This is a genomic window from Rhodococcus sp. AB351, assembly GCF_049538275.1.
Taxonomy (GTDB): Bacteria; Actinomycetota; Actinomycetes; order Mycobacteriales; family Mycobacteriaceae; genus Rhodococcus.
The window spans coordinates 523,023-548,622 of the sequence record NZ_JBMVFW010000001.1 but is presented as its reverse complement, the minus strand read 5'-3'; the positions used below and the strand labels follow the sequence as shown (position 1 = coordinate 548,622).

Genomic DNA, 25,600 nt, shown 5'->3' with positions numbered 1-25,600 from the left:
CGCACGGTCGGCGTCCGACACTGGCGCCATGACGAATTCGGTGAACCCCATCCCCGAGGGATACACCTCCCTCACCCCCTTCCTCGTCGTCGACGGTGCCTCCCGCGCGATCGACTTCTACTGCGACGCGTTCGGAGCGACCGTCGTCGAGCGGATGGACGGCCCCGACGGGACGGTGATGCACGCAGAGCTCGACTTCGACAACGGCCGACTGCAATTGAGCGATCCCCATCCCGGCATCGGCCTGCACGCGCCGAGCGGAACGAACGACGTCGACCATTCGTACGTGCTGTACTGCGCGGACGCCGACGCCGTGTTCGCGCGGGCCGTCGCCCTCGGTGCCCAGGTGTTCGAGGAACCGTCGACCTTCGTCACCGGCGACCGGTTCGCGTCGATCCTCGATCCGTTCGGTCATCGGTGGGCCGTGATGACGCGGGTCGAGAACGTGCCCGCGGAGGAAGCGAAGCGACGGCTCGACGAGTGGGCGGCAACGCAGAACGCGTGAGGTGTAAAGCAGTTGCCCACGGAGCACCCTTCGGTGCACGCTGACTAGGATCTTCCTCCCGGATGTTCCGTACGAGAGCCGGGGGGATCAGTGTTCGACAAGAGGCGTGCGCAGAAGCGATTCGACGACGGCGTGATGGCCCTGGGCTATTTCGTCAAGGGAAGGCGACAGCGCACGGACTTCGCCGTCGCCCGGCAATGCTTTCACGAAGCGCTGGCGATCGACCCCATGATGTGCGACGCATGGCTCGGCCTCGCAACGACCGGTCTCGTGAACGAAGCTGTGATCGAGAATCTCATGCGCACTGCGCACCAGAGTCTCTTCCGGGAACAAACGCGGGCGGGGTTGCGTCCCGGAACATTGTCCGGGTCCTTCCAGGCAGGCAGATTCGCGTCGCATCGTCTCTCGACAGGTCCCGAGATCTGGGCTGCCGCAGCCCAGGCACGTATGGACGCAGGCCACTTTCAGGACGCCTTCGCGCTGCTCGAAACCATGCAGCCTCCCTCACAACTCGCCACTTACATGATGGGGGCCCTGCACTACGAGACCCGCCGATGGACCGATGTGCTGTCCGTTCTGGGTCCTGTCGGAGAGTGGGCCGACGGATACCTCCGCGTCGGAGCGAACGTGATGGTCGGGGTCGCCTGTGCGTTTCTCGGACTCTTCGAAGAAGCCGACCGCCGCCTCCGGTTGGCCGAGAAGTCCGATACTCCGTGGCTCGTTGCGTACGCCATGTACATCCGGGCACTGATCGCACGCGAATCGGGGGACGAGCCGAGAGCACGCACCCTGCTGGAGCGCGTGTACGCCACGCGACCGAACGACGCCGCTTACGCCGAGGCACTACACAACCCCGATCACCGTCTCGCTCTGACCAGCGCGGAACGTATCTCACGACGTACCGACCCCTGGGATCCGGCCACCGAGCCCTCCGGCAGTCGAATCTCCGATGACACCGATCGATCGAAGCGCGCCGAGGCCTGTTCGAGAGCACGTCGCGCACTCGATGCCATGGTCGGCCTCCAGTCCGTCAAGCGGGAAATCGAAAAGCTCACTGCCTCGACTCTTCTCGCGAACGCTCAGAGCGATCACGCTACCGATGTCGTTCGTCCCTCCGCACGCTCACGCCACCTGGTGTTCACCGGGCCTCCCGGAGTCGGCAAGACCGTTGTAGCCCGCGCGCTGGCACAGATGTACTACGGACTCGGCATTCTCGCGACCGACACAGTCGTGGAAGTTGCGCCGAACGACTTCTTCGCGCCCGGATCGGGTTCCCCGGAACTGCTGGCGAGAGAGATCTTCGCAAGCGCAGTCGACGGCGTCCTGTTCATCGACGAGGCGTACTCGCTGTACCACGACGGCTGGATCGGTGGAGACGCAGCCGGAGGCAAGGTGATCGACGGATTACTCGCGACGATGGAGAACAATCGCGACCGCGTGGTGGTCATTGTGGCAGGCTATGAAGATGCCATGACCACTTTTCTGAACCGAAACGAGGGCCTGAAGAGCAGGTTCTCGCGACACATCAGGTTTCCTTCGTACTCTGCGACAGAGCTGGCAGAGATCGCGAACCGGATGGCCGGCGGCGTCTACGGCGCCGATCTGGATCCGTCCGCCGCCACAGAGATCGAACGTATCGCCGCAGTGCTGTGTACGGCGAACGAGACGTCGACCAAGGGCTCTACACGTTCTCTCATCGACCGCGAAGGCAACGCTCGGTTCATCCGCAACCTCCTGGAATCGGCCATCGAAGAGCGGGACCTACGCATCGTCTCGACCTACACCGACTTGAAGGCCCTTTCGGCACAGCAACTCGCACGCATCGAAGAATCGGATGTGAACCGCGCCGTTCGCGAACGCTTTCCCCACGTCATGGAACTCGTGTCGGATTGAACCAGCCGAGGTTGACGACGACCTGCACTGGACCTCTGCCTCGGCAGCGGTCTAGACGTCGAGGTCAGGGCACCACCGGCGCAGCGGCTCCGACGAAGGCCACCATCTCGGAGCCGCCGGGATTGGTCTGGATCGGGATCTGCTTCCAACTGTTCGCCACCCACACGTTCCCGGCCTGGTCGATCGTGATGCCGGTGTTGCGCACGAGGCCGTCGAGTCCGTAGCCGGTGACGGCCGGGGAGATCGGTGCGCCCGTGGCGGTTCCGGGACGGCAGGCGACTGCCCTGCTGCCGCAGAACTGGGAGACGGCCCGGCCGGCGAAGTTCGCAACCCAGATGTTGTCGTTGCCGTCGACGACCACACCCCACGGAACCCGGAGGCCGCCGCGCCTCGGCGGCGGGGCCGTTCGGGGAAGTTCCGAGTACCGGGGCAACTGCCAGCGCGTAAGCCGCTGCCACCGTGGTCTTCTCGCCAAGAACGACGTCCGCCGACGAAGTTGCTCTTCGCTCTGTGCGGTGGCGGGCGCCGCCAGAAGCGCCCAGGCCAGCGCCGTCGCCCCCACCAGTGCCGCACATTTCCGACCGATACGACCCGAACCACGCACGAGACGACCCTCTCGCCGACGGAAAGCAGTTGCAGTGCATCGTCGAACTGCGTCACCGGTCAGCGTGGCACAACCGAGATGTCCACTGTGGACGATTTCCCGGATTTCACCCCACAGACGGCGGATGCCGCCCCCGGGAAACCGGGAGCGGCATTCGTCGTGGTGTACGGACTCAGCCCAGGCGCTGCTTGAGGGCCTCGAACTCGTCGCGGATGCCCGAGGGCACCTTCTCACCGAGGAACTCGAACCACTCGGCGATGCCGTCGATCTCGGACTTCCACTCCTCGACGTCGACCTTGAGGGCCTCGTCGACGTCGGCGGGATCGACATCGAGACCGTCGAGCGTGAGGTCGGCGGCGCTGGGCACGTAGCCGATCGGCGTGGACTGCGCGCCGGCCTTGTGCTCGATACGGTCGACGATCCACTTGAGCACGCGCGAGTTCTCGCCGAAGCCGGGCCACAGGAAGCGGCCGTCGTCGCCGCGACGGAACCAGTTGACGTAGAAGATCTTCGGCAGCTTGTCCTCGTCGGCGTTCTTGCCGAGCGTGATCCAGTGGTTCAGGTAGTCGCCGGCGTTGTAGCCGAGGAAGGGCAGCATCGCCATCGGGTCGCGACGGACGCTACCGACCTTGCCCTCCGCCGCAGCCGTCTGCTCGGACGACAGGGTCGCGCCGAGGAAGGTGCCGTGCTGCCAGTCGAAGGACTCGCTGACGAGGGGCACCGTCGTCTTGCGGCGGCCACCGAACAGGATCGCGGAGATCGGCACACCCTGCGGGTCGTCCCACTCGGGGGCGAGGATCGGGCACTGCGACATCGGGGTGCAGTAGCGCGAGTTCGGGTGCGCGGCGTTGGTGCCGGACTCGGGGGTCCAGTCGTTGCCCAGCCAGTCGGTGAGGTGCGCCGGGGTCTGGCCGCCGATGCCCTCCCACCAGATGTCGCCGTCGTCGGTCTTCGCGACGTTGGTGTAGATGGTGTTGCCGGCCTCGATGGTCGCCATCGCGTTCGGGTTCGAGTCGGCGCTGGTGCCCGGGGCGACGCCGAAGAAGCCGAACTCGGGGTTGACGGCGTAGAGGCGGCCGTCCTTGCCGAAACGCATCCACGCGATGTCGTCGCCGAGGGTCTCGGCACGCCAGCCCGGGATGGTCGGCTGGATCATCGCGAGGTTGGTCTTGCCACAGGCCGACGGGAACGCCGCGGCGATGTAGTAGGCCTTCTCCTCGGGCGAGATCAGCTTGAGGATCAGCATGTGCTCGGCCAGCCAGCCCTCGTCGTGGGCCATGGCCGACGCGATGCGCAGCGAGTAGCACTTCTTGCCGAGCAGGGCGTTGCCGCCGTAGCCGGAACCGAAGCTCCAGATCTCACGGGTCTCGGGGAAGTGGGTGATGTACTTCGTCTCGTTGCACGGCCACGGGACATCCTGCTGGCCGGCCTCGAGCGGCGCACCCACGGAGTGCAGCGCCTTGACGAACGGACGGTCGGTGCCGAGCTTCTCGAGCGCCGCGCTCCCCATGCGGGTCATGATGCGCATCGAGACGACGACGTACTCCGAGTCGGTCAGCTCGACGCCGAGCTTCGGGTCCTCTGCACCGAGCGGGCCCATGCAGAAGGGCACGACGAAGAGGGTGCGTCCGCGCATGCTGCCGCGGTACAGCTCGGTCATCGTGGCGCGCATCTCGTCGGGGTCGACCCAGTTGTTGGTCGGGCCCGCGTCGATCTCGTTCTTCGAGCAGATGAAGGTGCGCGACTCGACGCGTGCGACGTCCGACGGATCGGAATTGGCCAGGAACGAGTTCGGCTTCTTCTCGTCGTTCAGACGCGTGAAGGTGCCGGCCTCGACCAGCTGAGAGGTCAGACGGTCCCATTCCTCATCGGATCCGTCGGCCCATACGACACGATCGGGCTGGGTGAGCTCGGCAATCTCCTGGACCCAGGCAAGCAACTCGGCATGCTGGGTCGGGAGCTTGTCGTCGGTACCGTTCAAACCGGGAATGGTCGCTGAGGTCATCAAAACTCTCCTGGGGTGTGCCCGGAACCGGATCCCACCTTCGACCTGCACGTTCTTCTGTGCGGACGATGGCAGATCCGGGCTTGCCCCTCTCGGCAGGGGTACCACCTACTTCGTCCGTGGCCGAACAGTCGAAGTAGGCGCCGGATGTCCTTTTCATAGAGGTTAACGTCGGAATGCCGACCGGCGTCACTCGGGGCCGGTCGGAAATCTCACAGAAACGATTCAGAACTTGCGCACAATACCGTCCCCTCCCCCTGCTGCGCAGCCGGATATGAATCACTTCGACTCTTCTCCGTGGTGTACGTCGTATCCAAGGCTACCTGTGTCCAGTCGGCTCCACCGACCCGATCCGTCGAGCTCGCGACAGTATTTCCACACGCCGTAGCGGCCGTCGGCCGCGATCACCGACAGGCGGTCGCTGCTGCCGTCGAGATCGGTGTCGGTGGCCACCACCAGGCCGTCACCCCAGTCGCCGCCGACTCCCCAGCGCTCGGTGTCGGCGACGACGGTCTCGGCGGCGCCGTCACCGTCGAGGTCGGTGGTCGGGTCGAGTTCGTCGGCCCAGGCGGCCACCTCGGACGGATCGAAGACCGACGGATCGAACGGATCGGTGAACGGCTGGGGTGCGCCACCCGAGCCGGCGAGTTCGGCCATCGTCTCCCTTTCCGACCCGGGCACGCGCCGGATCGCTCCTATCCGGTTGGACGCACGCGGGGGCCCTGCGGTTCCGGGATGTGGCCGAGTGCCGCCAGGTCGCGTTCGCACGCCGCGATACGGGCACGCCGCTCGCCACGGCGACGGGTGATCTCCGCGTCGATCGCGGCGACGCGTTCGCGCACGCGGGTCGCGTGCCGGTCGCGCGCGGCCACGGCGAGCGCGGTGGACTGCAGCTCCGTCTCGTGGATACGGGTGCGGATCCAGGTGTCGAGTTCCGCGCGCACGGTCGCGAGCTCGTCGGCGATCCACCGGCGCATCCGGTCCCGGTAGGCGATGCGCCTGCGGATCCGCATCAGCCATCCGGCCGCCGGGACCGCGCACGCGATCGCAACCACCAGCGACATCCAGCCCGGCAGGTCCCCGAACGGGGTGAGGAGCAGTCTGCCGAGACCGGCACCTGCCGACGCACCGAAGACCACCGTCAGCGTGTCCTCCATCGACCGCGCGGTCTGCGGTGGGCGGGCCGTGCGCGTGGGTTCCGGCGCCGGCGTGCCCGGTGCGATCCTGGCCGTCTCGTCGGTGAGCCGCGCGCACAGGTCGTCGACGTGGGCGTCGATCGTCGTGACCACCGCATCCGCGTCCGCGGTCTCGAGCACCTCGCCCGCAGCGGTGGACGCCGCCCGCACGCGCATCGCGACCTCCTGCAACAGCGTCACCTGCAGCCGGCGCAGGTCGGGACCGGAGGTCGCGGGTGGTGCTGCGGCGATGAGGCGGGAGCGCTCCGCACGCAGGTCGCCTTCCTCGTCCTCCGCGCTCAGTCGCTCGATCTCCTCCTCGATCATCGGCCGGGTGGCGGCGACGACCGCTGCCCGTGCGCGTCGCGGGTCGTGCGACGAGCGGACCGTGGCGGCCAGGACGTCCCGTAGTTCGACGAGTCCGGACGCGGTGAGCAGGGTCTGCCGGACCGCCTCGCTCGTGTCGTCCCGGAGTTCGTGTGCCCGCCGCGCGGCCGCGGCGCTCACGGGCAGGACCACGACCCGCGACAGCCAGGATGCGTGCCGCTGCAGGATCTCGACGTCGGCGTCGCGCACCGCACGCCAGTCGGGGAAGCGGTCGATACCCGTCAGCGCGCAGACCACCTCGATCGACTCGGCCGAAGCCGCGCGGACGAGGTCCAGTTCGGTGCGGCCGATCGTCGCCGACGGGTCGAGCACCACGAGAGTGACGGCGCGGCCCTCGTCCGTGATGTCCGGCCCGCCCAGATGTCGTAGCTCTGCTGCCAGCGTGCCGGCGCCGGAACCGGGCACTCCGACGACCCGCACGCCGGTCGCAGCCGGCCCGTGCAGTCCCATCCATCCGCGCGGATTCCATCGGCGCAGGACGTCGTCGGCCGGATCCACGAAACCGCTCGGCGGTGTCACTGCGGTCCTGCGGCGACGGACTCCATCGGGCCCAGCCCGATCAGGTCGAGGGTCTGTTCGACGAGTTCGCGCGCCTGCGGTGCAGCCGGGACACCCGCCACGACCCGGGCGAGCTCCTCGTCGCGTAGGCGGCGGACCACGGCCGCACGCGCGGCGAGCGGTTCCGCGAGCCGCGCGTCGTCGTGGACGGCGACCACCTGATGCGGCGGCACGCCCACTGCACACGCGACGGCGGCACACTCTGCGTCATCCGGCTCGCCGGACACCACGAGAACGACGCGGCGGGGATCGACGGCTGCCAGCGCGGCGCGGTCGGCCGGATGGGCGACGGCCGGGTCGAGACGACGGGGCACGACGTAGACGACGAGGTCGGCGTCGAGGACCGGATCGGGGCCGTCCGGCGTGTCCACTGCCACTCCGGCCACGGCCGCGTCTACTTCCCCACCCTCGATTTCGGCCCTCCGGAGCAGCAGTTCGCCAACCTGCGCCTCGATGCTCTCCCGGCCGGTCCCGGCCCGCCCCGCGACCTGCACCCGCAGCGCGGCCGTATGCTCGGCCAGCGCCCGGCGAATCAACCGCCCTGCCTGCGCATCCAGTTGTTCGACCTGCGCGGCGAGGTGGTGCCACAACTCCCCCGTCATGATCCCCCGATCGTCGGCGGAGATTGTCGCAGAGAGACCGCTGACAGGCAGCCGAACGAACGCTTCCCTGAGAAAACACTGTGGCCACTCAGGTCACTCCCGCCACACACTCTCGGAATACGCGACAATGGACGGGTGAACGAAGCCGATCAGCACACCACCGAGACGCTCGACGAGCGCCCGACCCGCGGGAACCGCCTGTACCCCAGGGTGACGAGTTTCCGGTCCCGCCGTGGATCGCTGACCGACCCCCAGCAGCAGTGCTGGGACCGTCGTTGGCCCGAACTCGGCAAGGAGGTCGGCGACGAGCCGCTCGACGTCGACGCCTGGTTCGGCCGCTCCGCGCCGCTCGTCCTCGAGATCGGATCCGGAACGGGAACCGCCGCGGTCGCCATGGCCGCGGCCGAGCCCGAGGTGAACCTCATCGCCGTGGAGGTCTACAAGCCCGGCATCGCCCAGACACTGCAGAACATCGAACGCACTTACGACACCGACGCGCCGATCCGGAACCTGCGGATCCTGCGCGGCGACGCCGTCGAGGTGCTCGAGAAGATGCTGACCACCGAGTCGCTCACCGGCGTGCGGGTCTTCTTCCCGGATCCGTGGCCCAAGGCCCGCCACCACAAGCGCCGGCTCCTGCAGGCCCCGACGTTCGCCCTGATCGCCGACCGGTTGAAGTCCGGTGGAGTGCTGCACGTGGCCACCGACCACGCCGAGTACGCCGAGGCCATCGCCGAGGTGGGCGATGCCGAACCGCGCCTCGCCCGCTTCACCGGCACCTCCCCGATCAGTCTCGAACGCCCCGTGACGAAGTTCGAGGACAAGGCACACCAGGTGGGTAGCGCGATCAACGAGTTCGTCTGGGGGAAGATCGGAGCATGAGTGTCCATGAAGAGCTTCCCGGCGTGACCGACTCCTCCGCGATCGACGGCGTCGAGCCGGTCCGTAAGGTCCTGCTCGTCTGGGACGCCCCCAACCTCGACATGGGCCTCGGCGCGATCCTCGGCGGCCGGCCCACCGCCGCCTACCGTCCGCGCTTCGACGCGCTCGGCCGGTGGCTGCTCGGGCGCACCGCCGAACTGTCGCGTCTGCACTCCGCGACCCTCGAACCCGAGGCCACGGTGTTCACCAACATCGCCCCCGGCAGCGCGGACGTCGTCCGCCCCTGGGTCGAGGCCCTGCGTAATGTGGGCTTCGCGGTGTTCGCCAAGCCGAAGATCGACGAGGACAGCGATGTCGACTCCGACATGCTGAACCACATCGAGCTGAGGCACCGGGAGGGTCTCGCCGGTGTGATGGTGGCCTCCGCCGACGGGCAGGCGTTCCGTGAACCCCTCGAGCGGCTCGCTCAGGAGGGCATCGCAACCCAGGTGCTCGGTTTCCGCGAGCACGCCAGCTGGGCGGTGACCTCCGAGATCATCGAGTTCCTCGATCTCGAGGACATTCCCGGTGTGTTCCGCGAACCGCTGCCCCGCGTCAGCCTGGAATCGCTGCCCGACGAGGGTGCCTGGCTGCAGCCGTTCCGACCGCTTTCTGCTCTCCTGGTGGGGCGCAAGAGCGTCGCCGAATAGGAGACTTACGTGTTCGACCGTTGGGGAGAGCTCGTCTACCGCGCGCGCTTCACCGTCATTGCGGTGATGGTCGCGGGGTTGCTCGCGCTCGCCGGGTACGGGCTGAGCCTGAACGATCACCTCAGCCAGAGCGGCTGGGACGATCCCGGTTCGGAGTCCGTCGCCGCTGCCAAGCTCGCCGACGGCACCTTCGGCCGCGACACCGCGGGCGACGTGTTGGTGCTGTACACGGCACCCGAGGGCAGCACGGTCGACGATCCCGCGTTCTCCGCGAAGGTCACCGACAGCCTGAACTCGCTGGTCGCCGAGCACCCCGACGAAATCCTCAAGATCAACGGTGCGTACTGGCCCACCGACAACGCACCGTCGCTGCCGACGCTGGCCGACCCGTCGCGCCAGCACGCGATCGCGTCGATCGCCATCGCCGGCGAGGACGACACGGAACTGACCGGCAACTTCCGCGAGGTCAAGGACGCGTTCTACATCGACGGTGTCGACGTGCAGCTCGCCGGTCTGCAGCCGATCTCCGGCGCGCTGAACGACACGATGGCCAACGACATCAAGCGCATGGAGATCCTCGCGATCCCGGCCGTCGGAATCCTGTTGTTCTTCGTCTTCGGCGGTGTCGTCGCGGCCGCGCTCCCGCTGATCACCGGTGGTCTCACGATCGTCGCGGCGAACGGCATCGTCCGGTTGATCACCAACTTCACCGAGGTCAACTCGTTCGTCGCGCCGGTCGTCTCGCTGATCGGTCTGGGTCTGGCGATCGACTACGGCCTGTTCATGGTGTCGCGTTTCCGTGAGGAACTCGCCGAGGGCTACGACACCCCGGCGGCGGTGCGACGCACCGTCGTCACCGCAGGTCGCACGGTGGTGTTCTCGGCGACGATGGTGGTCACCAGCCTCGGTGGCCTCGTGCTGTTCCCGCAGGGCTTCCTCAAGTCGGTCGCCTACGGCGCGATCTCGGCGGTCTCGCTGGCCGCCCTGCTGTCGATCACGATCCTGCCTGCCATCCTGAGCATCCTCGGCAGGCGCATCGACAGGTTCGGCATGAAGCGCTTCGGACAGATCCAGTCGAACGAGCAGGTCGAGAACAGTTTCCTCGGCCGTCTGTGCCGCTGGGTGATGGTCAACCCGATGAAGGTGACCATCCCGACGGTCATCGGTCTGTTGCTGCTCATCATGCCGCTGACCGGCATCAAGTTCGGCGGCATCAACGAGACCTACCTGCCGCCCGAGCACCCCACGCGCGTCGCGCAGGAGACCTTCGACGAACTGTTCCCCGGCCAGCGCGCCGAGCCGGTCAAGCTCGTCGTCCGCGGCGCCGAGGGCGGCGACCTCAACAAGATCATCACGACGGCCAGCGAAGCTCCCGGTCTCGTCGAGAAGTTCCAGATCACCGGCCCGGCGAAGGACGGCGTCCGCGTGCTCAAGGCCGGTCTGACCGACCGCAACGAGTCCTCCGACACCGTCGAGTACCTGCACGCGGCCGAATGGCCCGAGGGTGTCGAAGTGCTCGTCGGCGGCACCCCGGCGATCGAGCAGGACTCCATCGCGGCCCTGCTCGACACCCTGCCGTTGATGGTCTTGGTCGTCGTGCTGCTGACGACGCTGCTGATGTTCCTGGCGTTCGGCTCGCTCGTGCTGCCGGTCAAGGCCGTGTTGATGAGTGCCCTGGGTCTGGGTTCGACGCTGGGCATCCTCACCTGGATCTTCATCGACGGTCACGGCGCCGACCTGCTCAACTTCACCCCGGGGCCGATCATGTCGCCGGTGCTCGTGCTGATCATCGCGATCGTGTACGGCCTGTCGACCGACTACGAGGTGTTCCTGCTCTCCAGAATGGTCGAGGCGAGATCGATGGGGGCGAGCACCACCGAGTCGATCCGTATCGGTACCGCCCACACCGGTCGCATCATCACCGCGGCCGCCTTGATCCTCATCGTCGTCACCGGCGCCTTCGGGTTCTCCGAGCTGGTGATGATGAAGTACATCGCGTTCGGCATGATCGCCGCGCTGATCATCGACGCGACCGTCATCCGCATGTTCCTCGTGCCCGCCGTGATGAAGTTGCTCGGCGACGACTGCTGGTGGGCCCCGGCGTGGATGAAGCGGGTCCAGGAGAAGATCGGCCTGGGCGAGCCGATCCTCGCCGACGAACTGATGCCCGAGGACGTTCCCGAGCTCATCACCGTCGGCATGTTCGGTCCGGCGACGGTCGCGGCCACGGGCGCGCACCGCTTCCCGGCAGGCGCCTTCGAGGGCGGCTCCGACCTCACGCAGCCGTTGCCCAAGATCGCTCCGCCGAGGCCTGCCGCCGAACAGCGCAAGCTCCGCGATCTCACGCCGCCGCCGGTGCGACGGCAGGCCCCGGGCCGTCCTTCGGTCCGTCCGGCCGCGCCCGCATCCGGTCGTCCTCCTGCTGCTCCGCGGAACGGCGAACGGGTGCCGCCGGCAGCCGGGCGTCCGATGCCGGCGAGCCGTCCGGTGCAGCCCGGTACGGGTCCGGGGCGTCCGTCGCGTCCGGTCCCGGAGCCGCGTCGTCGCCCGGAGGATCGGCCGCCGGTGGACGAGCGCAACGGCTCGGCTCTTCCGGGGCGCGGTGTCCCGGAGAAGGGTGTCCCGGAGAAGTCCGAACGTCGTGCCCCCGAGATGCCGCAGCGCGATGTCACGCAGCGCGGTGCGCTCGATGCCACACAGCGCGGTGCGCTCGACCAGACACAGCGCGGTGCGTCCGACCCGTCGTCGCCGTCGTCGGTGCCTCCGCTCCCCCGCCGTCAGCGCGGGGAAGTTCCGCCGCCGCTGCCGCAGTCGTTCGTCCGGCCACCGGCCGTTCCGGGCGATGCGGAGCCTCTGCCCGGCGCCCAGGCGTCGCGTCCGAGCGAGCCCGGCACCGGTCGTGGACGGGATCCGCAGGCGATCGAGAACTGGTTGTCGCAGTTGCGCCGCACGTCGCCCGGCGGGGGGTCGTCCGCGCAGCGTCCGCGGCCCGCATCCGACACACCGCGGCCATCCACATCCGACGCACCGCGTCCGCCGGCCCCCGGAGCGCAGCGACCCTCGACGCCGGAGCCGCAGCGACCCTCGGCACCGGAGCCCCAGCGACCCTCGGCGCCGGAGCCCCAGCGACCCTCGGCGCCGAAGCCCCAGCGACCCGCAGCACCGGAATCGCAGCGTCCCCCGACTCCGGAGGCACCGCGACCTTCGGTGCAGGGACCTGCCCGGCCATCCGTGCCGGGTACGCAGCAGCCGCCCACGCAGGGCATGCAGCCTCCGGCTCAGGGCGGTCCTCGTCCGCCTCTGCCCTCGCGGTCCCGGGGGCAGGCGCAGCCGCCCCACCCGGCCGGCGAGCGAGAGGAAGCGCGAGCGGACGAATCGCAGCCGGAGCAGAACGACGCGGAGTCGCGGAGCCGTGGACGCCACGGTCCCGACAGCGGCCGTTCGATCAGCGTCAGTGAGCTGATCGCCCGGCAGCGTCGCGACTGACCTCCCGAACGAACCCGAGGCGACCCGCATGCGGGTCGCCTCGGGTGTTTCGAGGAGTCGGTCAGCTGCCGTTGAAGAACTTCCGCAGCCGCGTGGACAGCGGATGGGTGACGTTGAAGCTCCCGCCGCGGACCTTGCCCGTCACCACGACGTGCAGCGGCCCGTACGGCGCTCCGCCGCGCACCTTCGACGTCACGCTCGACGCGACGTTCTCGACGCCGTTGACATCGGCTGTGGCCTCGGCGGGGAGCACGATGTTGACCGAGCTGAGGTAGTCGCTGACGTCGATCCGCACGACCTGCGTCTGCATCACCGCTTCGGTGAAGTCGAGGGTCACGGAGGACGCGACGGTGTCGAGGACGATGGCGGGCGGCACGTGCCAGCGTCCCTTGCGTTCGATGCCGGAGACACGGCCCTTGATCACGAGAGGGGCGCCCTGGCCGGTCGCGGGATAGGCGCCTGCACTCGGCGTTGGGTAGCCGGCCGCGCTCGGCACGGGGTAGCCGGTCGCGCTCGGTGCGGGGTAGTGCGGCTGCGACATGCCCGGCAGGTTCTGGTCCTGGAACTCGGGCCGGATCTGGATGCCCGGCAGATCGACGAGCACCTGGTTCAGGTCGCCTCGGGTCTTGGCAGCGAGGACGGTGTCCATCCGTTCGGTGAACTCCCCGAGCGAGAGCATCCCCTGCCCGACCGCCCGCTGCAGAAGTTCGCCGACGTGCTCGCGCTCGGCGTCCGACACCCGCAGATCCCTCGGTTCCATGCCCCCGAGCTTAACGGGACGATCGGTACGGCTCACTCGCCGTGCGAGTGCTATTCGAGGCCCTGTTCGATGACGTAGCGGGTGAGTTCCACGCGGTTGGCGAGCTGCAGTTTGCGCAGCGTCGCCTGGACGTGGTTCTCCACGGTGCGGTGGCTGAGCGTCAGTCGTGCGGCGATCTGTTTCGCCGACAACCCTTTCGCGACGAGGCGCAACACTTCGGTCTCCCGTCCGGTCAGGGTCGGCGGGGGCCGGCGGTCTGCGACGTCGTTCGACATCCGGCGGTACTCGCCGAGCACGAGCCCGGCCAGTCCGGGGGTGAAGACGGCCTGTCCCCGCGCGGTCGCGAGGACGGCGTCGACGAGCTCGTGCACCGAGGCGCTCTTCACGAGATAACCGGACGCACCGGCCTTGACCGCGCCGAGGACGTCGTCGCGTTCGGAGGACGCCGACAGGACGAGTACCCGGCTGTCCGGGGAGACCTCGAGGACGGCGCGGGTCGCCTCGGTGCCGGTGCCGTCGGGCATCGCCATGTCCATGAGCACGACGTCGGGACGGACGACTGCGGCACGACGCGCGGCGCTCGCGACACCGTCGGCCTCGGCGACGACGGTGAACCCGGCCTCCTCGAGGTCACGTCCGACGGCGTTGCGCCAGATCGGGTGGTCGTCGACCACCATCACGCTGACGGTGCCGCGTTCCTCCGCGGTGTTCTCGTGTGCTTCCGCGTTGATCTCGGCCACTCATTCCCCCTTCGGTACCCGGATCTCCCATTCGGTTCCTTCGCCCACGTCACTGTCGAGCAGTGCGACGCCGCCGAGCCATTCCGCTCGCCCGACGATCGACTTGGACACCCCCATGCGTCCCTGTTCGCGAGCTTCGTCGAGTCTGCCCGGCGCGATCCCGACGCCGTCGTCCCGGATGCTGAGCACGATCTCGTCGCCGAGATCCTCGAGCAGGATGTAGGCGGCGGCCCCGGCGCCGGCATGCAGTTGCGTGTTCGACAGCGCCGCGGTCGTGAGCGCCGCGAGTTCCTCCGCTCGATCCCGCGGGATCATGATCGGATCGGCGGGCGCGGAGACCGTCGCGGTCGTCCCGGCGCGGGCCCGGACGAGTGCGGTGAGGTCGGCGTCCTGCCCACCGCGGTCGACGTCGGTGTCCTGTTCGGAGATCAGCTGCCGCAGCGCGGTCTCCTGTTCGCGGGCCAGCTCGGCGAGCTCCGTCGCACCACCACCCAGCTCGACTCCGCGCCGCTGCACGAGCGCGAGCACCTGGAGCACGCCGTCGTGCACCTGGCGGGCGAGCCGGTCCCGTTCCTCGGTGGCCGCTGCCACGCGCACGGCCTGCTCGAGTTGCCGGTGCGCACTGCGCGCGGTGGTGGTGGCGAACCCCATCGCCACACCGCACGCGACGAGCACGGGCGCCGTCGCGTCCCGCCACAGATCGAGGTTGATCTGGTCGCGCACCACCGCACTGACGACGGACATGAGCAGCGCCGAACCGATGCCGGTGAGCGGACCGCCGAGGATCGCGGCCGAGAGCACGGCGTTGGCGACCCACAGCGTGGTGGGCATGGTCTGGTGGTTGCTGTACCAGTCGTGGTCGGCGACCAGCCGGGTCGCCGCCATCAACGCGACGGCGAGGATCTGGTCGACCACGGTGACCGTGCGCCTCAGTCGTGCCTCGCGGGAGAGCAGCACCGCCGAGACGAGCGACCACGTCACGAGCACCCCGACGAAGAACCACGACAGGCCCGGACGGGTGTAGTTGACGACGGTCGAGAACTGCGATCCCACCGCATATGCGACGGTCACGAGCCGGAAGACCTGGGCGGCCCGCCACAGGGGCGCATCCGCGTCGGGACCGGTCGGAGACGGCCTCATGTGTACGTTTCGCACCTTTCGCCACGGTGGGTGGGGCGAGTGAATCCAACCACTCCTCGCCCCAACGGTGACCGCCCCATCCTGTGACCGTCCGCACAGTGGTTTGATTTGAAGTCGTGCTGAGGTCGTACCGAGCTGTCGCCGCCACCTTGCGGAGTCGTTGGCCGCTCTACATGGTCTCCATGGGCGCGTCGAACCTGTTCGGTGCGATGCTCGTGTTCGCCTTCGTCCGGTACGGCATCCCCATCGCCGAGACCGACGCCATCATCGCGGATCGGGTCCGCAACTTCGCGGTCTTCGCGGTGTACCTGGTCTTCGCCGGCATCGTGAGCCTCGGCGCCGCGGCGATCACGCTGCGCTCGGTCGTCCGGTGGCAGCTCCGCGGCGGACCGCCCACTCGTGCGGAGCAGATGGCGGCCCTGCACGCCCCGCTGCGACAGGCAATCGTGCATCTCGGCCTGTGGCTGCTCGGCGGCGTGCTCTTCGTCTTCCTCACCGCCGAGGAGATGCCGTCGCTCGCGGTGGCGGTGTCGGTCACCGTCGCGATGGCCGCGACCAGCACCTTCGGTTTCACCTACATGCTCGGTGAACGCATCCTGCGGCCGGTCGCCGCGCGGGCGCTGAGCGAGGGGAACTTCGACCGGACGATGGCTCCCGGCGTCGGTACGCGCCTGGCCATGACCTGGGGTCTGGGCACGCTCATGCCGGTCGCCGGGATCGTGCTGCTGTGCGTGACGCAGTTGAGCGCCAACACCGACTTCGACGCCGACGCGCTCGCCCTGTCCGTACTCGCGCTCGCGGTGACGTCGATCGGCCTCGCGCTCGTGTTGTCACTGCTGACGTCGGCGCAGATCTCCGACCCGATCAAGCAGTTGCGCTGGGCGATCGAACGCGTGCAGCGCGGCGCCTCGGGAGTGCAGGTCGAGGTGTTCGACGGCAGTGAGATCGGACGCCTGCAGGTCGGCTTCAACCGCATGATGGCCGAGTCCGACGAACGCCGACGTCTGCGGGAGTTGTTCGGTCAGCACGTCGGCGAGGACGTCGCGCGCCGGGCCCTGCAGTACGGCACCGAACTCGGTGGTGAGACGCGCTACGTCGCGGTGCTGTTCGTCGACATGGTGGGTTCGACGGCGACGGCCGCCGAGCGCCCGCCGAGCGAGGTCGTCGAACTGCTCAACGAGTTCTTCCGTGTCGTCGTCGAGGTGGTCGACCACCATCACGGCTTCGTCAACAAGTTCATGGGCGACGCGGCATTGGTGATCTTCGGCGCTCCCCTCGACCGGCCCGACGCCCCCACGGCGGCGCTCGCGGCGGCCCGCGAACTGCGTTTCGCTCTGGACGAGATCACCGGACTCGATGTCGGGATCGGCGTGTCGGCGGGACTCGCGGTGGCCGGCAACATCGGCGCGGCGGAGCGCTTCGAGTACACGGTGATCGGCGACCCGGTCAACGAGGCCTCGCGCCTGACCGAGCTCGCGAAAATGCGTCCGAGCAGGGTTCTCGCGTCATCGAGCGCGTTGTACTTCGCGGACGACGAGGAGCGCAGCCACTGGGAACTCGGCGACGAGGTGCAGCTGCGCGGCCGGCGGCGGATGACCCATCTCGCCTGGCCCGTGCGCTATCCCGGAGCCCCCGGAGAAGCGAACGGGACGGACGAATCGAACACTTCGACGGACGAGTGACGGCCCGTCCCGCAGGACCCGCGAACGACGCGGAACGGCCATAGCGCCCTCTTCGTGACCCGACGGTCGGTTACGGTGAACAGCGTGGCGCAGCCGCACGACGATCCTCCATGCCCCGACGCCACGCCGCGTCGGGGCTCGTTCCGGTGGATCAAGTGGGTCTCGGCGATCGCTCTTGTGGCCCTGCTGACGGTCGAGGCGATCTACCTGTGGCCGACGATGAGCGACTCGTGGCGCGCGGTCACGGAGATGCACTGGGGCTGGTTCGCGGCGGCCGTATTGGCGCAGATGATCTCCCTCAGCGGCTTCGCGGGAGTGCAGCAGCGACTGCTCCGCGCCGGCGGGGTGCGTGTCGGGCACTGGCGGTCGGCGTCGGTGATCTACGGCAGCACGGCGATGGCGGTGACCCTGCCCGCAGGACCGGTCTTCTCCACGGCCTTCACCTACAAGCAGACCCGCAAGTGGGGCGCGACTCCCGTGGTCGCCTCGTGGCAGCTCGCGGTCTCGGGCGTCATCGCGGCGGTGACCCTGGCGTCGGTGGGCATGATCGGCGCGTTCGCGGTCGGCAGCCGGATCAGTCCCGTCACGCTCGTGTTGTCGCTCGCCGGCGCGATCGCGTTGATCTTCGGCCTGCGATACGTCGCGAAGAACCCCACGTCGATCGAAGCGGCGGGCACCTGGGTGCTCCATCGGGTCAACCGCATCACGAGGAAGCCGAGGGACACTGGCTTCGACGTCTTCGAACGCACCCTCGCGCAGGTCGAGGCCGTCGAACTCGCGCGTCGCGACGGCGTGGCCGCCGTGGCGTGGTCGGCCGTGCACCGCGCAGCCGATGTCGCATGCCTCGGACTGGCGTGCTGGGCCGTCGGCGGCTCTCCGTCGGTGGCGGGGTTGTTCATCGCGTTCGCGGCGGCGAAGGCCGTGGGCAGTGTGCCGCTCGCGCCGGGCGGCCTCGGATTCGTGGACGGCACCCTCATCGCGACGCTCACCGCCGCCGGACTGAGCGCGTCGCAGTCGCTGGCAGCGGTCTTCGTGTACCGGATGGTGAGCTTCGCGTTCGTGGCCCTGGCGGGCTGGGCCACCGTCGCCGCGATGTACCGGGGCAACGGACCCGACGAGATCGATCCGATCGCCGAGCGCGCAGAACACGAGCGCAGCACCCTCGAACGGCGACGTCGTCCGGTCGAGAATCCCGAGCCGGCGTGATCCGCCCCACAATGTAGTTGCGCAAGCAACTATTTGGTGGCATGGTTGTCGACAAGCAGTTGAAAGTTTAATCATCGAGGAGGACCACCATGACCACCGCCACCACCACCTTCCCCGGCCTGACCACCGGCACCTGGGCCATCGACCCCGTCCACTCGAACGTGGGCTTCACCGTCCGGCACCTCGTCGTCAGCAAGGTTCGCGGCACCTTCGAGAACTTCTCCGGCGCCATCACCGTCGCCGAGGACGGCACCGCATCGGTGAACGCCGAGATCGACGTCAAGTCGATCAACACCAAGAACGCCGACCGCGACGCGCACATCCGCTCCGCCGACTTCTTCGACGCCGAGCAGTTCCCCGTCGCCACCTTCACCTCGACCGACGTGCGTGCCGACGGTGACGACTACATCGTCACGGGCGACTTCACGCTCCACGGTGTCACCCGCCCGGTCGACCTGAAGCTCGAGTTCAACGGCGTCAACCCCGGCATGGGCCAGGGTCCGGTCGCCGGCTTCGAGGCCACCACCGTCATCAACCGCAAGGATTTCGGCATCAGCATCGAGATGCCGCTCGAAGGCGGCGGAGCCGTCGTCGGCGACAAGATCACCATCACCCTCGAGATCGAGGCCGGCCTGCAGGCCTGACCCCTCTCGCAGACGACAGCGCCCCTGCTCCGGCAGGGGCGCTGTCGCGTTCCACCCGCTCCACCGGCCCGAATCGTGCTCGAGAGCACGCACCGGAGATTCCGACGCGCCCCGCGCCGCCGCTACTCTGGACCCGTGAAGAAGTACACCCCGGCGTTGGCGATCGACGTCGTTCTCGTCGTCGTATTCGCCGTGCTCGGTCGTTCCAGCCACGACGAAGTGCTCGATCTCGTGGGGCTCGCAGGAACGGCATGGCCGTTCCTCGGCGGCCTCACCGCCGGATGGTTCTTCACCGCGTGGCTCTACCGCGACAAGTTCGACGCCTTCGCAGCCGTCCCCACCGGACTACTCGTGTGGGTGAGCACCCTCGTCGTCGGGATGCTGCTGCGGGCCGTCACCGGTCAGGGCACCGCGACCGCCTTCATCATCGTTGCGACGATCTTCCTCGGCCTGTTCCTGGTGGGCTGGCGCGTCGTCGTCGGACTGCTCCAGCGCCGCAAGGTCGACGCGCACTGACCACCCCGCGGTCGACGCCCACTGACCGCCCCGCGGTCGACGCTCACCGACCTCTCGGTCTCGTTTCTCACACTCGCACCCGAAGTGTGATCTGCGACCGCGGGATACGCGAATTTTTCGCGCTCGCGCCCCGCGCGGTGGAACAGTGGGGATCATGTCCACGCTGGAACCACCTACTCTGACCGGGTCGCGATCCGACCATCGGTTCTTCGGCCAGCCACTACCCCTGGCCAACCTGTTCGGTGTCGAGATGTGGGAGCGATTCTCCTTCTACGGCATGCAGGGCATCCTGATCTACTACCTGTACTACTCGGCATCCGAGGGCGGGTTGGGGATCAGTCAGGGGGCTGCGACCTCCATCGTCGGCGCTTACGGCGGCACGGTCTACCTGTCGACGATTCTCGGGGCGTGGATCGCCGACCGGTTGCTGGGTTCCGAACGAACCCTGTTCTACAGTGCCGTGCTCATCATGTTCGGCCACATCGCGCTCGCGGTGCTTCCCGGTTTCGTGGGGGTCGGTGTCGGCCTGGTGCTGGTCGCGTTCGGTAGCGGTGGCCTGAAGGCCACGGCGACGTCGATCGTCGGCGATCTCTACGACGACCAGGACCCCCGACGCGACGCCGGTTTCTCCATCTTCTACATGGGCGTGAATCTCGGCGCGCTCGTCGGCCCGCTGCTCACCGGCTTCCTGCAGACGCGCTACGGCTTCCACTGGGGCTTCGGTCTCGCCGCGGTCGGCATGTTCCTCGGCCTGCTGCAGTACACGATCTACCGCAAGCATCTCGGCGACATCGGCAAGGTGCCGCCGCATCCCCTGCCCGCCGAGACCCGTACGAAAGCGGCCGGGATCGGTCTGGTCGCCGTGGTCCTCATCGCGGTCGCCGCGCTGACGGGCCTCGTCACGACGAGCAACATGTCCGACATCGTCGTCGCCCTGACCATCATCGCGACGATCACCTACTTCGTCATCATGCTGTCGAGCAAGCAGATCACCCCGGTCGAGCGCAGCCGGGTGCTGTCGTTCATCCCGATGTTCATCGCGAGCGCGGTGTTCTGGTCGCTCTTCCAGCAGCAGTTCACGATGGTCGCCGTCTACGCCGACACGCGCCTGAACCGCGACCTGTTCGGGTGGGAGTTCCCGCCGTCCTGGGTGCAGTCGATCAACCCGGTCTTCATCATCCTGTTCGCGGGTGTCTTCGCCGCCGTGTGGACCAAGCTCGGACCGCGTCAGCCGTCGTCGCCCATCAAGTTCGCCGCGGGCACGATCATCATGGGTATCGCCTTCCTGTGCTTCATCCCCATGGCCGGTGGTGGCCCCAACAGCGCTCCGCTGCTCGGACTCGTCTTCATCCTGCTGCTGTTCACCTTCGCCGAACTGTTCCTGTCCCCCGTCGGACTGTCGCTGTCGACGAAGCTCGCGCCGAAGAACTTCCACACGCAGATGGTCGCGTTGTTCTACCTGTCCGTCGCGTGCGGTACGGCCATGGCCGGCACCCTCGCCGGGTTCTACGACGAGAACAACGAGGTGCCGTACTACCTGTGGATCGGCGGAGCGTCGATCGCAGTGGGCATCGTGCTGGCCCTGTTCGCACCGCGCATCAAGAAGCTCATGCACGGCGTGCAGTGACCCCGGCTGCACAGAGTGCAGTGACACCGCTGCACAGAGACACCGCTCAGCGGAGAGCGAGCCATACCGCCAACCCGAACCCTGCAAGCGCGACACCCACGCGCAGCAGGTTCGGGGGTATGCGCCGCACGAGCGGCGGACCGCAGTAGCCACCGGCGAACGCGCCGACGGCCATCGCGGCCGCCGCTCCCCAGTGCACGGGTCCGAAGACGGCGAACCCGATCGCCGCGACCAGGTTGGCGACGCCGAGCAGGTAGCTCTTGAGGATGCTCGCGCGCCAGATCTGCTCGGACGTGCAGATCAGCACCAGCGCGTAGAAGACGACGCCCGCGCCGGCACCGAAGTATCCGCCGTAGACCGCAACGACGAAGACCGCCACGGAGAACACCCGCGGCAGGTCGCGGCCGCCGGCCAGGGTGCGGATGCGTGGCTGGAGCAGCAGCGCGAGAGCGGCGAGCGCAACGAATCCCGGAACGATCGCCTCGAACGAGTCGGGCGGGGCGACGAGCAGGACGGCCGCCCCCACCACACCGCCGAGCGCGGCGTAGAGCGTCCACCACCACACGCGGGGGCCGGTGTCGACGACCTCCCGCGCCGAATTGGTCAGCGCCCCGACACCGACACCGACCATCGCGACGGTGTTGGTGACGTTCGCCGCGACCGGCGGGAGGCCGACGGCGAGCAATGCCGGATACGAGACGATCGACGCCAGGCCGGTGACGAACCCGACGACACCCGCGAAGAATCCGGCAACCACGAGCAGGGCCAGATCGAGGACGGTCACGATCGCTCAACGTACCTGTGTGCCGTGGACCGTCCTCCGGCGGATCAGTGTGCCGTGGACCGGGCTCCGGCGGATCAGTGTGCCGTGGACCGGGCTCCGGCGGTCACTCCCCGAGCAGGGGTTCTCCGAGCTTGCGCAGGAAGGTGTCGGCCATCTTGATCGCGCGGTCGCCGCCGTCGGCATCGGCGACGAAGACCGCGAAGGCCAGGTCGCCGCCGGTGTAGCCGAAGAACCAGCGGTCCTCGCCGCTCGCCGCGGCGATACCCGCGAGACCGGCGTGTCCGCGGAGGAAGGACGCCGGGCCGTTCTGCACGTTGTCGATCATCATGCCGCGCAGCGCGTCGATCACCGAGCCGGGCAGCGCCTCGGGGGCGTCGTGGACGACCGTCTCCTGGCCCTGCACGATCGTCGGGACAGCGGCACTGCCTCGTGCGACCGAGGCGGCGAGCACCGCGGCGCCGAGCGGCGTGATCAGGTTCTCGTCGGAGTCCGATCCGGCGAACTGGACCACTCCGGACCGGTTGTAGCCGATCTGCGAGGTCTCGAACTCGAAGCCCGGCACGTCGTAGTCGACGCCGAGGCCGAGACGACGGGCGGTCGCGGCGACATCGTCGGACCCCACGTCGTTCGGATCGACACCGCGCTCGAGACCGGCCGCGAGCCGGACCGGATCGAGAACACCGCCGGCCGGGTAGAGGCCGTGGGTGATGACGGGACCGAGTTCCATGGCCCAGTTGTTGACGTCGGCGGCGAGGATGCCGCCGGTCGACGGCTGGATGGCGACCAGCGCGGCCGGGGTACCGGCGGTGACGACCGCTTCCTTCGCAGCGAGCTGCACCTGGGAGTCGACGGTCGCCTGCAGATCCGGGGGCGGCGGGCCCTGGAAGCCGGCCACCTGGATCGGGCCGTCCTCGGGATCCTCGAGGGTGACCGCCCAGCCCGCCGTCCGGTCGCGTTCGAGCTGCCAGGCCGAGCGCAGCGAGTCGAGCAGCGGCGTGGAGATCCGCCGATCGGCGCTGATCAGGGTGGGTGTCGTGAGCACCTCGACGCCGGGGATCGACACGATGCCGTCCTCGAGGAACTGGTAGTCCTGGTCGCGGAGCTTGACCGCGGTGATCCGGTTGCCGGGGTTCTCCGCCATCCGCTCCTGCATCAGCTGGGCGGTGATGACGGGCGCGACCGGCTCGAGGACCGCCGCGAGGCGATTCGTGGTGTCGACGGGATCGGGCATCGCCGCCGGGTCGAGCACCACGGCGTTGATGGTCTGTTCCTCCATGAGGAGGCGGCCCGTGCGGTCGAAGATCTTCGGCGGCGCGGCGTCGGTGCGCACGTGATGGACGGTGCGTCCGCCCGACAGATCGGGGACGACGACCTCCGGGTCCCAGGACACACGCCAGCCGACGGCGAGCTTCCGCACCGAACCGGTGACCTGATACGACCAGTCCTTGCCCTCACCGAAGTTCCAGCCGGCGGAGAGCGTGAAGTATCCCGAGTCGTCGTTGAGTTCGACGAGCTGGGTGACGTCGTAGTCGACGGTGCCGTCGGACAGACCGTCGTACATCTGCGAGATCGTTTCCTCCGCCGCGTTCGGGTAGGAGGTCAGGGCCGCCGCTGCGCCCGCATCACGATCGTCGAGGGCGGCGACGAAGTCGTCGACGAGGCGTTGCGCCTCGCTTCGAGAATCCGAGAACACAACCGTCGTCAGCGCGACGACAGCCACGACGAGGCACACGGCCAGCGCGACGATGCGCCCCCGCTTCCCCCGCCAATCACGAAATCTCATATGTAACAACCTTCACTTCAGTCACACGAGATACCAGCACGCGTTGTGCACGAACACATCACAATTGCGCCACGCGTCCCTACCCCCTCAGCCATCGCCCCGCCGCCTCGACGGCAGGGGCCGAGCCGTCCGCCCCCGACACGAACACCGCAAAGGCAAGATTATCCTGTGATCCGATAAACCAGCCGTGCGCCCCGACGTTGTCACCGTACTCCGCCGTCCCCGTCTTCCCCGTCAGATCGGGAATGTCGCGCAACGTGCCGGCTGTACCCTCGATCACAGTCTCGCGCATCATCTCTCGCAGTGCCGCGAGCACGTTCTCGGGCATCGGTTCGGCGTCCCGATCCGCGGTCGCCGGCTGCCCCTCGACAATCGCCGGAACCGGCGTTCGATCGTTCGCCACCGAGGCTGCGACCAGCGCCATCCCGAACGGCGACGCCGTCACCTGCCCCTGCCCGATCGCTGCCTCCACGCGGGCCGCATCGGTGTCGGCGACCGGCACGTCACCCGTGACCGTGACGAGACCGGGCGTGACGTAATCGATGCCGAGACCGAACCGTTCTGCAGTCGCGCGCAGGGCGTCGGGCGGCAGGTCCAGAGCGAGCTGCCCCATCGTCGTATTGCACGAGAACGCGAACGCGGTGTGCAGCGGCACCGGGCCGAGATCGAAGTTCTCGTCGTTGGGGATCGTGCGCGAACCGATCGAGGCGACGCCCGGGCACGGCAGCACGGTGTCGGGTTCGGCGAGCCCGGCATCGAGCGCCGCCGCCGTGGTCACCACCTTGAACGTCGACCCCGGCGGGTAGAGGCCGGTCGCGGCGATCGGCCCCTCGGCGTCGGCCTCGTCGTTCTGGGCCATCGTGCGGATCGCGCCCGTCGAGGGTTCGATCCCGACGATCACCGCGGGCGTGTCGAAACCGGCGAGGACCTCCTCGGCCCGTCGCTGCAGGTCGAGATCGATCGTGCTGGTCAGGTCGGGTGCCTCCGGTCCCGCTTCGCCGGCGACCTGGCTCGTCGTGCCGTCCGTCGCGACCCGCCGGATCACCCAGCCCGCCGAGGCATCCTGCCCCTCCTGCCAGAGTTCGGCGAGGCCGGACCACACGGGCGAGGCGAGATCGCGCTCGGTGGTGAGCAGACGGGTCTGCGGCACGAGCGTCACACCGGGCAGCGCGGCGAGGCGATCCTCGATCGGCGCGAGGTCCTCCTCACGCAGCGTGATCACTCCCGCAGTCCCGCCGGCGGCCGCCGCGACCTGCTCGGCGAGGCTCTCCGCCGTGATGGTCGGGACGACCGTGGCCAGCACGGGAGCGACCGCGGCGGGATCGGCGGTCGCATCCAGGTTCACGACGGTGACGACCTGCTCCCCCATGAGCGGCCGCCCGGCCCGGTCGAAGATCGTGGGCGGGGCGCCGACGGTGGTCAGGTACTCCAGCGACGCGCCACCCGCCAGCTCCGGCGACAGCACCGTGGGATCCCAGCGGACCCGCCACGCATCGGCCTCCGGATCCTCCGTCGCGCTGCCGGTGGTGCGGTACGACCAGTCGCGACCCTCCCCGAAGGTCCACGTCACGTCGAGCTCGAAGGTGTCGTCGTCGCCCGTCCCCGCGACACTCACGGTGGGATCGTCGTGGCCGAGCCCGGCGAAGAGGGCGTCGATCGCGGACTCCGCGGCCACCGGATCGGTGGTCGACGCCGCCGCGCCGGAGACGTCGCCGGCGTCGAGAGCGGCAGCGAACTCCTCCGCGATCGTCTCCGGCTGATCGGGGCCGGTCGCACACGCCGACAGCGACAGCACCGTGGCTGCCGCGACACCCATACCAATCAGTCGGATCCGCACGGTCCCGATCATGCCTGCACTTCCGAGCCCGTGCCTGTTATCGCAGGTAGGAGTCGGGGTGAAATATTCGGTTGCATACCGGACGGTGCGGGATC

The 25,600-nt window shown here is 68.6% G+C and carries 21 protein-coding genes; 10 read left to right on the top strand and 11 right to left on the bottom strand.

Annotated elements, in window-relative coordinates:
- Nucleotides 1-28: 28 nt before the first annotated feature.
- Both ACPCXD_RS02725 and ACPCXD_RS02720 read left to right on the top strand, forming a co-directional pair.
- Nucleotides 29-505, top strand: a complete 477-nt coding sequence (locus tag ACPCXD_RS02725) for a VOC family protein (RefSeq protein WP_106201231.1) — start codon at nt 29-31, stop codon at nt 503-505.
- A 90-nt stretch (nt 506-595) separates the two neighbouring features.
- A complete protein-coding gene (locus tag ACPCXD_RS02720) occupies nt 596-2,398 on the top strand; it encodes an AAA family ATPase (protein WP_106201230.1) in 1,803 nt (600 codons plus the stop codon).
- A gap of 64 nt (nt 2,399-2,462) precedes the next feature.
- Here ACPCXD_RS02720 and ACPCXD_RS02715 read toward each other — a convergent pair whose 3' ends face one another.
- The 5 genes from ACPCXD_RS02715 to ACPCXD_RS02695 form a co-directional block, all read right to left on the bottom strand.
- Nucleotides 2,463-2,759: an NHL repeat-containing protein gene (locus ACPCXD_RS02715; protein WP_106201229.1), complete on the bottom strand. Its 297-nt coding sequence runs from the start codon at nt 2,757-2,759 to the stop codon at nt 2,463-2,465.
- 415 nt (nt 2,760-3,174) lie between these two features.
- Complete coding sequence (locus ACPCXD_RS02710; RefSeq protein WP_160874115.1) at nt 3,175-5,007, bottom strand: phosphoenolpyruvate carboxykinase (GTP); 1,833 nt, start codon at nt 5,005-5,007, stop codon at nt 3,175-3,177.
- A 279-nt stretch (nt 5,008-5,286) separates the two neighbouring features.
- Nucleotides 5,287-5,688 (bottom strand): DUF6802 family protein, encoded by a 402-nt coding sequence (locus ACPCXD_RS02705; RefSeq protein WP_337199616.1) that lies wholly within the window; start codon nt 5,686-5,688, stop codon nt 5,287-5,289.
- Nucleotides 5,689-5,702: 14 nt separating this feature from the next.
- The gene (locus ACPCXD_RS02700; protein ID WP_423658256.1) at nt 5,703-7,088 is read right to left on the bottom strand and encodes a hypothetical protein; all 1,386 of its coding nucleotides are present in this window, start codon (nt 7,086-7,088) and stop codon (nt 5,703-5,705) included.
- A complete protein-coding gene (locus ACPCXD_RS02695) occupies nt 7,085-7,729 on the bottom strand; it encodes a hypothetical protein (RefSeq protein ID WP_423658254.1) in 645 nt (214 codons plus the stop codon). Before ACPCXD_RS02695 ends, ACPCXD_RS02700 begins: the two co-directional genes overlap by 4 nt.
- A gap of 135 nt (nt 7,730-7,864) precedes the next feature.
- Here ACPCXD_RS02695 and trmB point away from each other — a divergent pair, with 135 nt between their 5' ends.
- Genes trmB through ACPCXD_RS02680 form a run of 3 tightly spaced genes read left to right on the top strand, consistent with a single transcriptional unit; the run spans nt 7,865 to nt 12,786 of the window.
- Complete coding sequence (trmB, locus tag ACPCXD_RS02690; RefSeq protein WP_088898263.1) at nt 7,865-8,611, top strand: tRNA (guanosine(46)-N7)-methyltransferase TrmB; 747 nt, start codon at nt 7,865-7,867, stop codon at nt 8,609-8,611.
- Nucleotides 8,608-9,300: an NYN domain-containing protein gene (locus ACPCXD_RS02685; protein ID WP_026061641.1), complete on the top strand. Its 693-nt coding sequence runs from the start codon at nt 8,608-8,610 to the stop codon at nt 9,298-9,300. Before trmB ends, ACPCXD_RS02685 begins: the two co-directional genes overlap by 4 nt.
- A 9-nt stretch (nt 9,301-9,309) precedes the next feature.
- Nucleotides 9,310-12,786 carry an MMPL family transporter gene (locus tag ACPCXD_RS02680; protein ID WP_423658252.1) on the top strand — a complete coding sequence of 1,159 codons (3,477 nt, stop codon included), beginning with the start codon at nt 9,310-9,312 and terminating at the stop codon, nt 12,784-12,786.
- 61 nt (nt 12,787-12,847) lie between these two features.
- Here ACPCXD_RS02680 and ACPCXD_RS02675 read toward each other — a convergent pair whose 3' ends face one another.
- The 3 genes from ACPCXD_RS02675 to macS form a co-directional block, all read right to left on the bottom strand.
- Nucleotides 12,848-13,546, bottom strand: coding sequence for a DUF1707 SHOCT-like domain-containing protein (locus ACPCXD_RS02675; RefSeq protein ID WP_016694529.1), 699 nt, complete (start codon nt 13,544-13,546; stop codon nt 12,848-12,850).
- Between the two features lie 50 nt (nt 13,547-13,596).
- Nucleotides 13,597-14,223 (bottom strand): response regulator, encoded by a 627-nt coding sequence (locus tag ACPCXD_RS02670; protein ID WP_060650815.1) that lies wholly within the window; start codon nt 14,221-14,223, stop codon nt 13,597-13,599.
- A gap of 63 nt (nt 14,224-14,286) precedes the next feature.
- Nucleotides 14,287-15,426 carry a MacS family sensor histidine kinase gene (gene macS / locus ACPCXD_RS02665; RefSeq protein ID WP_016694527.1) on the bottom strand — a complete coding sequence of 380 codons (1,140 nt, stop codon included), beginning with the start codon at nt 15,424-15,426 and terminating at the stop codon, nt 14,287-14,289.
- Between the two features lie 173 nt (nt 15,427-15,599).
- On the opposite strand from macS, the gene ACPCXD_RS02660 reads away from it, so the two are divergent.
- The 5 genes from ACPCXD_RS02660 to ACPCXD_RS02640 all read left to right on the top strand — a co-directional run bounded on the left by ACPCXD_RS02660 (nt 15,600) and on the right by ACPCXD_RS02640 (nt 21,101).
- On the top strand, nt 15,600-17,108 hold the full coding sequence (locus ACPCXD_RS02660) for an adenylate/guanylate cyclase domain-containing protein (RefSeq protein ID WP_423658841.1): 1,509 nt from the start codon (nt 15,600-15,602) through the stop codon (nt 17,106-17,108).
- An 84-nt stretch (nt 17,109-17,192) separates the two neighbouring features.
- A complete protein-coding gene (locus tag ACPCXD_RS02655; protein WP_423658250.1) occupies nt 17,193-18,314 on the top strand; it encodes a lysylphosphatidylglycerol synthase transmembrane domain-containing protein in 1,122 nt (373 codons plus the stop codon).
- An 89-nt stretch (nt 18,315-18,403) separates the two neighbouring features.
- Nucleotides 18,404-18,958, top strand: coding sequence for a YceI family protein (locus tag ACPCXD_RS02650; protein WP_120280414.1), 555 nt, complete (start codon nt 18,404-18,406; stop codon nt 18,956-18,958).
- Nucleotides 18,959-19,093: 135 nt separating this feature from the next.
- Complete coding sequence (locus ACPCXD_RS02645) at nt 19,094-19,474, top strand: DUF3054 domain-containing protein (protein WP_423658248.1); 381 nt, start codon at nt 19,094-19,096, stop codon at nt 19,472-19,474.
- 154 nt (nt 19,475-19,628) lie between these two features.
- Nucleotides 19,629-21,101, top strand: coding sequence for an oligopeptide:H+ symporter (locus tag ACPCXD_RS02640; protein WP_160874129.1), 1,473 nt, complete (start codon nt 19,629-19,631; stop codon nt 21,099-21,101).
- A 46-nt stretch (nt 21,102-21,147) separates the two neighbouring features.
- Here the strand turns inward: ACPCXD_RS02640 and ACPCXD_RS02635 are convergent, their stop codons facing one another.
- The 3 genes from ACPCXD_RS02635 to ACPCXD_RS02625 all read right to left on the bottom strand — a co-directional run bounded on the left by ACPCXD_RS02635 (nt 21,148) and on the right by ACPCXD_RS02625 (nt 25,517).
- Complete coding sequence (locus ACPCXD_RS02635) at nt 21,148-21,885, bottom strand: sulfite exporter TauE/SafE family protein (protein ID WP_006552709.1); 738 nt, start codon at nt 21,883-21,885, stop codon at nt 21,148-21,150.
- A 103-nt stretch (nt 21,886-21,988) separates the two neighbouring features.
- Nucleotides 21,989-23,668, bottom strand: coding sequence for an NTF2-like N-terminal transpeptidase domain-containing protein (locus ACPCXD_RS02630; RefSeq protein ID WP_423658245.1), 1,680 nt, complete (start codon nt 23,666-23,668; stop codon nt 21,989-21,991).
- A gap of 79 nt (nt 23,669-23,747) precedes the next feature.
- Nucleotides 23,748-25,517 carry a penicillin-binding transpeptidase domain-containing protein gene (locus ACPCXD_RS02625; RefSeq protein WP_423658244.1) on the bottom strand — a complete coding sequence of 590 codons (1,770 nt, stop codon included), beginning with the start codon at nt 25,515-25,517 and terminating at the stop codon, nt 23,748-23,750.
- Nucleotides 25,518-25,600: the final 83 nt, after the last annotated feature.

Bases quoted from the DNA above. Each gene is read 5' to 3' on its own strand.
- ACPCXD_RS02710 (WP_160874115.1), bottom strand. From the start codon at position 5,007: ATGACCTCAGCGACCATTCCCGGTTTGAACGGTACCGACGACAAGCTC.
- ACPCXD_RS02725 (WP_106201231.1), top strand. From the start codon at position 29: ATGACGAATTCGGTGAACCCCATCCCCGAGGGATACACCTCCCTCACC.
- ACPCXD_RS02675 (WP_016694529.1), bottom strand. From the start codon at position 13,546: ATGGAACCGAGGGATCTGCGGGTGTCGGACGCCGAGCGCGAGCACGTC.
- ACPCXD_RS02670 (WP_060650815.1), bottom strand. From the start codon at position 14,223: ATGGTGGTCGACGACCACCCGATCTGGCGCAACGCCGTCGGACGTGAC.
- macS (WP_016694527.1), bottom strand. From the start codon at position 15,426: ATGAGGCCGTCTCCGACCGGTCCCGACGCGGATGCGCCCCTGTGGCGG.
- ACPCXD_RS02625 (WP_423658244.1), bottom strand. From the start codon at position 25,517: ATGATCGGGACCGTGCGGATCCGACTGATTGGTATGGGTGTCGCGGCA.
- ACPCXD_RS02630 (WP_423658245.1), bottom strand. From the start codon at position 23,668: ATGAGATTTCGTGATTGGCGGGGGAAGCGGGGGCGCATCGTCGCGCTG.
- ACPCXD_RS02660 (WP_423658841.1), top strand. From the start codon at position 15,600: ATGGTCTCCATGGGCGCGTCGAACCTGTTCGGTGCGATGCTCGTGTTC.
- ACPCXD_RS02695 (WP_423658254.1), bottom strand. From the start codon at position 7,729: ATGACGGGGGAGTTGTGGCACCACCTCGCCGCGCAGGTCGAACAACTG.
- ACPCXD_RS02640 (WP_160874129.1), top strand. From the start codon at position 19,629: ATGTCCACGCTGGAACCACCTACTCTGACCGGGTCGCGATCCGACCAT.
- ACPCXD_RS02650 (WP_120280414.1), top strand. From the start codon at position 18,404: ATGACCACCGCCACCACCACCTTCCCCGGCCTGACCACCGGCACCTGG.
- ACPCXD_RS02685 (WP_026061641.1), top strand. From the start codon at position 8,608: ATGAGTGTCCATGAAGAGCTTCCCGGCGTGACCGACTCCTCCGCGATC.